The sequence below is a fragment of the Pseudomonas sp. GM33 genome (genome assembly GCF_000282295.1).
GTDB classification, from domain to species: Bacteria; Pseudomonadota; Gammaproteobacteria; order Pseudomonadales; family Pseudomonadaceae; genus Aquipseudomonas; species Aquipseudomonas laurylsulfatiphila.
In genome coordinates, this window is sequence record NZ_AKJO01000164.1 from 1 (window position 1) to 7,578 (window position 7,578).

Consider the following 7,578-nt stretch of genomic DNA (forward strand, 5'->3'; position numbering starts at 1 on the left):
GAGAATCGTGTGGCCGAAGGCGGTTCGGATCGCCTGTTGGAAAAACGTGTTGCTGAAGGCGGTTCCGATCGCCTGATCGAAAACCGCGCTGTCTGAATGCAGTGCTTTACCGCAGGACTCAACGAAAAGCCCGGCCTCAGCAGCCGGGCTTTTTCGTGTTCAGTACCTGAAACTCCAGCGGTGACCGGCCAACAGTGCTCTGCCGCCCGGCTGTCGAGCCTTCCTGAGCGGGTTGATCGGCTCACTGCTTGATGGGGGTGACGAGCACCTTTTCCTCGGTGTCGAGGACGAACACCGCCAATAGGCGTGCCGGTTGAGTGTCACTGGCGTTGGCGCTGACCAGGTGCACGGAACCCGGCTCCTCTACGAAGTTTTCGCCGACCTTGTAGATCTTTTCCGGCTGGCCTTTGACCTGGATGCGAAACGAGCCTTCCAGCACCGTTGCATAGATGAAGGCCGTTTTCGGATGGGTGTGGGCCGGTGACGCGGCACCCGGCCCATACTCGACGACCACGCCCCTCATGCTCTTGCCGGGGATGTTGGGAATGGGACGGTCGAACACCACCGTCACCTTGCCGGGAGGCGGCTCGGCGGCCGAGGCGGCGCTGATCGAGAGCGCGGCGAAGACAGCGGCCATTAGCAATCGGGTAACCATGGGGTTTCTCCTGGATGGGTAGGGAAATGTAAGGGTGCGATGCGTTACTGCGCTGTCGACCGGGCCAGCCAGTCGTCGAAGCGAATCGCCCCCAGGCGTGCGTTCTTGCCGGTGACCAGCGATTGATCGTCGAGCACGGCGCCGAAGTAACGGGCATGTACATCCGGCACGACCTTGCGGCTGTCCTGGGTGGCTCGCAGATAGCGCCTGGCCAGTTCGTCGATCGGCATGGTTTCCGGGCCGCCCACTTCAACCGTGCCATTGAGCGGTGCTGCCAGCACGACATCGGCCAGCGCCGCTACCACGTCGTCGGACGCTATCGGCTGGATCAGCGCCGGCGACGCATGAATCTCATCGCCAACGGTGAACGACTGGACAATGCCGCCGGCAAACTCGGAGAACTGCGTGGCACGCACAATGCTGTAGGGAATGCTGGATGCCTTGATAAGGGCCTCCTGCGCGACCTTGGCCCGGAAATAACCGGTATCGGGAAGCCGTTCGCTGCCGACAATCGACAGGGCCACGTGATGACGAACCCCGGCAGCCGCTTCGGCGGCCAGCAGGTTACGGCTGGAGGTCTGGAAGAAATCGAGAACGGCCTGGTCCTCCCACGACGGCGCGTTCGCCACGTCGACCACCACGTCAGCACCATCCATCGCTGCGGCCAGGCCTTCGCGGGTGATGCTGTTCACGCCCGAGCTGGGGCTGGCGGCGAGCGCATCATGGCCGCGCTCGCGAAGGGTGTTCACAAGTTTCGATCCGATGAGGCCGGAGCCTCCGATGACGACGATCTTCATGACTGTTCTCCACTTGTCGACGGCAACCATTGCGTCGGTATGGAGAGATTGCCTTCACGGGTCAGGCAAGTCCTTGCGTTTGCCTTGGAGAGCGCTTGGATTTTTGTCCAAGGCAACTGACGGTTGTCCAACCTCCCTTGCCGCTGACGGTGCAGCGGCTGACGAGCTGCCGTATCATTCTTTGCAGTCACAACCAGCCGCCCGGGGATGCCCGTCTTGCCATTCAGCTTTGAAGATTACGTACTCGATCAGGAGCGCCGGGAACTGACCCTGCGCGGGCAAGTCGTGGCCGTCGGACCGCAGGTCTTCGACCTGTTGCTGCTGTTCGTCAACAATCCCGACCGCGTCGTCAGCAAGGACGAATTGCTCAAGGCGGTGTGGGGCGACCGGATCGTTTCGGAATCGACGATCACCAGCCACATCAATGCCGTGCGCAAGGCCATCGGCGATACCGGTGAGGAGCAGCGCCTGGTACGCACCGTCGCCCGCAAAGGCTACCGCTTCGTTGGCCGGATCAATGGCGACTCGACCGGGCAAACGCGACAGCCCGAGAGCGATGAACACCCGACCACCGCCCCGAAGCCAACCCCCTCCCCTGCGCTGGTCCTGCCGGAAAAACCCTCGATCACCGTTCTGCCCTTCCAGAACCTGAGCGGCGATCCGGAGCAGGAATACTTCGCCGACGGCGTCGTGGAGGACATCATCGCCGCCCTGTCGCGTCTTCGCTGGCTGTTCGTCATCGCACGCAACTCGAGCTTCACCTACAAGGGCCAGACGGTGGACGCCCAAGGCGTTGGCCAGGCGCTGGGCGTGCGCTACGTGCTCGAAGGCAGCGTGCGCAAGAGCGGGAACAAGCTGCGCATTACCGGGCAACTGATCGACGCGACAAGCGGTACGCACCTCTGGGCCGAGCGCTTCGAAGGCCTGCTGGACGATATCTTCGAGCTGCAGGACCAAATCACCGAAAGCGTCGTCGGCGCGATCGCGCCGCAACTGGAGCGGGCAGAAATCGAACGCGCCAAGCGCAAGCCGACGGATAGCCTGGACGCCTACGACTACTACCTGCGGGGCATGGCCAAACTACACAGCGGCGGCCGGGAAGCCATCGAGCAGGCGCTGCCGATGTTCTACCAGGCCATCGAGCTCGATGGGGAATTTGCCTCGGCCTATGGCATGGCCGCCTGGTGCCACTTCTGGCGCAAGCTCAATGGCTGGATGAGCGATCGGCCTGCAGAAATCGCCGAGGGCATACGGCTGGCGCGGCTGGCGGTGGTCCTCGGCCGCGATGATGCCGTCGCGTTGACCCGGGGCGGACATGCGCTGGCCCATCTCGCCGGTGAAGTCGACGGCGGCATTGCACTGCTCGACCGGGCACGCCTGCTCAACCCCAACCTCGCCCCCGCCTGGTTCCTGGGCGGTATCCTGCGGGCGCTGCGCGGTGAAACGGACGCGGCCATCGAGCACCTGAACCATGCCGTTCGCTTGAGCCCGCTGGACCCGGAAATGTTCAGGATGCAGGTCGGCATGGCGCTCGCGCATTTCTTCGCCGGGGACTTCGATGCCGCTGCGGCCTGGGCGGACAAGGCGCTGGGCAACCTGCCCAGCCTGCTGGTCGCCGCGGCACTGGTGGCGGCCAGTCACGCGCTCGGTGGTCGAATGGACAAAGCGAATCTGGCGATGCAACGCCTGCTAGCGCTGAATCCCTCTTTGCGCCTGTGCGCTCTCAAGGACTGGCTGCCCATTCAAAGGCCTGAGGATTTCGCCCGTTTCGTCGAGGGATTGCGCCTGGCGGGATTGCCGGAGTAAACACGCCCCCCCCTGACCTGTAGGAGCGAGCCTGCTCGCGATGGTCGTCAACGATGACGCGGGTTACCTGATTAAACGCGGTGTCCTCAAGTCCATCGCGAGCAAGCTCGCTCCTACAATAGTTGCACATTGCTACGGTAGGCTAAGCTTTGAGCAACTCGTTGCTCATGATGCTCGGTTCTGCAGGTTTTGGGTGTTTCTGGAGAGCGTCTGCAACAGCGATCTCAGACTGGCCAAAACCTTTCACGCAGGATTGCCGTGATGACCGAGCCCCTCCTCAGCTTTGATGCACTCAAACGCGCCGCTGCCGCCGGCGAAATCGACACCGTGCTGGTCTGCATGGTCGACATGCAGGGACGCCTGGTCGGCAAGCGCTTCCAGGTCGAGTTTTTCATCGACAGCGGCCACGAAGAAACCCATTGCTGCAACTACCTGTTGGCCGACGACATCGACATGGAGCCGGTGCCGGGTTACGCCGCGGCCAGTTGGAGCAAGGGCTACGGCGATTTCGTGCTCAAGCCCGACATGTCCACCCTGCGACGCGTGCCCTGGCTTGAGTGCACGGCGCTGGTGCTGTGCGACGTGCTCGATCATCACCATCGCCAGGACCTGCCCCACAGCCCGCGGGCGATTCTGAAAAAGCAGGTCGAGCGTCTGCGCGAGCGTGGCTATACCGGCATGTTTGCCTCGGAACTCGAGTTCTATCTGTTCGATGAGAGCTACGAGGCGATCCACAAACGCAACTATCACAAACCGAAAACCGCCGGCCATTACATCGAGGACTACAACATCCTCCAGACCACCCGTGAAGAGCCGGTGCTGCGGGCGATTCGCAAGCATCTGCAGGCCTCGGGCATTCCCGTGGAAAACTCCAAGGGCGAATGGGGCCCGGGCCAGGAAGAGATCAACATCCGCTACGCCGATGCGATGACCATGGCCGACCACCACGTCATCATCAAGCACGCCTGCAAAGAGATCGCGCAGTTGCAGGGCAAGGCGATCACCTTCATGGCCAAGTGGCGTTACGACGCCGCCGGTTCCAGCAGTCACATCCATAATTCGCTGTGGGACAAGAACGCGAAGAAGCCGCTGTTCTTCGACGCGAAAGCCGAGTTCGGCATGTCGAAACTGATGCGTGCCTGGGTCGCCGGGCAGCTCAAATACGCCAACGACATCACCTGTTTTCTCGCGCCCTACATCAACTCCTACAAGCGCTTTCAGGCCGGCACCTTTGCGCCGACGCGGGCGGTGTGGAGCCGCGACAATCGCACCGCGGGCTTTCGCTTGTGTGCCGAAGGCAGCAAGTCCATCCGCATCGAATGCCGCATCGGCGGCGCCGACCTCAACCCCTATCTGGCCTTCGCCGCGTTGATCGCGGCGGGCCTGGCCGGCATCGACGAAAAGCTCGATCTCGTGCCGCCATTCGAAGGGGATGCCTACCAGGACGAGCATTTGCCGGAAGTGTCCAAGACCCTGCGCGATGCGAGCGCCGCCCTCAAGGCCTCCGCCATGTTGCGCGAGGCGTTCGGCGATGAGGTGGTCGACCATTACGTGCACACCGCCGAGTGGGAACAGAAAGAGTACGACCGGCGAATCACCGACTGGGAACTGCAGCGCGGCTTCGAGCGCTATTGAGAACATCATGACTGCGAAGGTGCAATTGATCTCCCCGGTCGATGGCCGGGTGTACGTCGAACGAGAGATGGCCGATGCGGCGCAGGTCGAGCAGGCGCTGACCTCCGCTGCCAGCGCACAGGCGGCATGGCAGCGCCGCTCACTGAGCGAACGCGCAGCATTGTGCAGCGCCGCAGTGGACGCGATGTTGTCGATGCAGGCCGACATCGTGCCGGAACTGGCCTGGCAGATGGGTCGCCCGGTGCGCTATGGCGCCGGCGAACTGCGCGGATTTGCCGAACGCGCCCGGCACATGATCGCCATCGCACCGCAAGCGCTGGCCGATATAGAGCCGGAACCTGTGGCGGGTTTTCGACGCTACATCAAGCGCGAGCCGCTGGGAACGGTGCTGGTGGTCGCGCCGTGGAACTACCCCTATTTGACCGCGGTGAACACAATCATCCCGGCGCTGATGGCGGGCAACAGCGTGATCCTCAAGCATGCGTCGCAAACCCTGCTGGTGGGCGAGCGTTTCGCCGAGGCCATGCGCCGTGCCCATCTGCCGGATGGCCTGTTCCACAACCTGCTGCTCGATCATCGGCAGACCGCCGCGATCATTGATTCGGGCCGGGTACAGCAGGTCAATTTCACCGGTTCAGTCGATGCCGGCAAGGCCATGGAAAGCGCCGCCACGGGACGCTTCATCGGCGTGGGCCTGGAGCTCGGCGGCAAGGATCCGGCCTACGTGCGGGCTGACGCCAACCTCGAACATGCGGTGGAAAACCTGGTGGACGGCAGCTTCTTCAATTCCGGGCAGAGTTGCTGCGCCGTGGAGCGCATCTACGTCGACCAGAAAATCTTCCCGGTGTTTGTCGAGCGCTTCGCCGAACTGACCCGCCAGTACGTGCTGGGCAACCCGCTGGACGAAGCCACCACCCTCGGTCCGATGGTGACACCGGGGGCCGCCTTTTTCGTTCGTGGCCAGATCGCCGAAGCGCTCGCACAGGGCGCGACGGCGCTGATCGATCCGCAGGCCTTTCCCGCCGACGTGCCGGGCAGCGCCTACCTCGCGCCGCAGGTCCTGGTCGATGTCAGCCATCAAATGTCGGTCATGCGCGACGAAAGCTTTGGCCCGGTGGTCGGCATCATGCCGGTGGCCAGCGATGACGAGGCCATTGCCTTGATGAACGACAGTGAGTTCGGGCTCAGTGCGTCCATCTGGACCCGGGACCTCGCAGCGGCCGAACGCCTGGGCAACCAGATCGCCACCGGCACACTGTTCATGAACCGCTGCGACTACCTGGACCCGGCGCTGGCCTGGACCGGCGTGAAGAACAGCGGGCGTGGCGTCACCCTGTCGCCACTGGGCTACGAGCACCTGACCCGGGCCAAATCCTTTCATCTGCGTCACGAGGTGTAGACCATGAACCTGACTGGAAACTGGAACTACCCCACGAGCGTTCGGTTCGGCGTCGGGCGCATCGCCGAGCTGGCCGACGTCTGTCGCAGCCAGGGTATCGAGCGACCCTTGCTGGTCACCGACAGCGGCCTGGCGCGCACACCGATCACCACGGCGGCACTGGACTCATTGCGCGCCGCCGGCCTGGGTGTGGCGTTGTTCTGTGACCTCAAGCCCAACCCGGTGGAAGCCAACCTGGCCGGCGGGCTCGACGCCTGGCGCGCCGGCAAACACGACGGTGTGATCGCCTTCGGCGGCGGCAGTGGCCTGGACATGGGCAAGCTGATTGCCTTCATGAGCGGCCAGACCCGCCCGGTCTGGGACTTCGAAGACATCGGCGACTACTGGACCCGCGCCGACGACAGCCGCATCGCCCCGGTCATTGCCGTGCCGACCACGGCGGGGACCGGCTCGGAAGTCGGGCGTGCGGCGGTGATCATCGACGAGCGCACCCACACCAAACGCATCATCTTCCACCCGAAAATGATGCCGCGCGTGGTCATCAGTGACCCGGCCCTCACCGTCGGCATGCCCGCCAAGGTCACCGCGGGCACGGGCATGGACGCATTATCCCATTGCCTGGAAGCGTACTGCGCCCCCGGCTTTCATCCCCTGGCCGATGGCATTGCGGTGGAAGGCATGCGCCTGGTGGCCAACGCCCTGGTGAAAGCGGTACACACGCCGTCGGACCTCGAGGCACGCGCGCAAATGCTCGCGGCGGCGGCCATGGGCGCCACGGCGTTCCAGAAAGGCCTGGGCGGGATGCATGCGCTCTCCCATCCGGTGGGTGCGCTGTACGACACCCATCACGGCATGACCAACGCCACCTTCATGCCCTATGTCCTGCAATTCAATCGCACGGCCATCGAGGAGCGCATCACCCGCCTGGCGGCGTACCTGCGCCTGCCCTCGCCGGGGTTCGACAGTTTCCTGGCCTTCGTCCTCAAGCTGCGCAAGGACATCGGCGTGCCCCATACCCTGGTTGAACTGGGCGTGGATGACCGGCAGGCCGACCTGATCGCGGACATGGCGATTGTCGACCCCTCGGCAGGTGGCAACCCGCTGCCCTTGACCCGGGACGGCGTGGCAAAGATTTTCGACGCGGCACTTCACGGCCGTCTGTAGGAGCGAGCCTGCTCGCGATGGACGTCAACGATGACGCGGGGAGCCTGACACCCCGCGTCGTCCTCAAGTCCATCGCGAGCAGGCTCGCCCCTACAGGGGGGAGTTCAATCGCCGCCTGAATC

General features: G+C 63.8%; 6 protein-coding genes. 4 read left to right on the forward strand and 2 right to left on the reverse strand.

Going from position 1 to position 7,578, the window contains the following annotated elements; translation table 11 throughout:
* Positions 1 to 241: 241 nt before the first annotated feature.
* On the reverse strand, positions 242 to 655 hold the full coding sequence (locus tag PMI26_RS03900; RefSeq protein ID WP_007979246.1) for a cupin domain-containing protein: 414 nt from the start codon (positions 653 to 655) through the stop codon (positions 242 to 244).
* 44 nt (positions 656 to 699) lie between these two features.
* On the reverse strand, positions 700 to 1,452 hold the full coding sequence (locus tag PMI26_RS03895; RefSeq protein ID WP_007979248.1) for an SDR family oxidoreductase: 753 nt from the start codon (positions 1,450 to 1,452) through the stop codon (positions 700 to 702).
* A gap of 216 nt (positions 1,453 to 1,668) precedes the next feature.
* Here PMI26_RS03895 and PMI26_RS03890 point away from each other — a divergent pair, with 216 nt between their 5' ends.
* The 4 genes from PMI26_RS03890 (at position 1,669) to PMI26_RS03870 (ending at position 7,456) form a co-directional block, all read left to right on the forward strand.
* Positions 1,669 to 3,258, forward strand: coding sequence for a winged helix-turn-helix domain-containing tetratricopeptide repeat protein (locus tag PMI26_RS03890; protein WP_033048307.1), 1,590 nt, complete (start codon positions 1,669 to 1,671; stop codon positions 3,256 to 3,258).
* 261 nt (positions 3,259 to 3,519) lie between these two features.
* Entirely contained in the window at positions 3,520 to 4,893 is a 1,374-nt protein-coding gene (locus PMI26_RS03880) for a glutamine synthetase family protein (protein WP_007979256.1), read from the forward strand.
* 7 nt (positions 4,894 to 4,900) lie between these two features.
* A complete protein-coding gene (locus PMI26_RS03875; protein WP_007979257.1) occupies positions 4,901 to 6,292 on the forward strand; it encodes an aldehyde dehydrogenase family protein in 1,392 nt (463 codons plus the stop codon).
* Between the two features lie 3 nt (positions 6,293 to 6,295).
* A complete protein-coding gene (locus PMI26_RS03870; RefSeq protein ID WP_007979259.1) occupies positions 6,296 to 7,456 on the forward strand; it encodes an iron-containing alcohol dehydrogenase in 1,161 nt (386 codons plus the stop codon).
* Positions 7,457 to 7,578 lie beyond the last annotated feature (122 nt).

Excerpts from the sequence above, each read along its gene's own strand:
- PMI26_RS03870 (WP_007979259.1), top strand. The coding sequence starts at position 6,296 with ATGAACCTGACTGGAAACTGGAACTACCCCACGAGCGTTCGGTTCGGC.
- PMI26_RS03875 (WP_007979257.1), top strand. The coding sequence starts at position 4,901 with ATGACTGCGAAGGTGCAATTGATCTCCCCGGTCGATGGCCGGGTGTAC.
- PMI26_RS03880 (WP_007979256.1), top strand. The coding sequence starts at position 3,520 with ATGACCGAGCCCCTCCTCAGCTTTGATGCACTCAAACGCGCCGCTGCC.
- PMI26_RS03895 (WP_007979248.1), bottom strand. The coding sequence starts at position 1,452 with ATGAAGATCGTCGTCATCGGAGGCTCCGGCCTCATCGGATCGAAACTT.
- PMI26_RS03900 (WP_007979246.1), bottom strand. The coding sequence starts at position 655 with ATGGTTACCCGATTGCTAATGGCCGCTGTCTTCGCCGCGCTCTCGATC.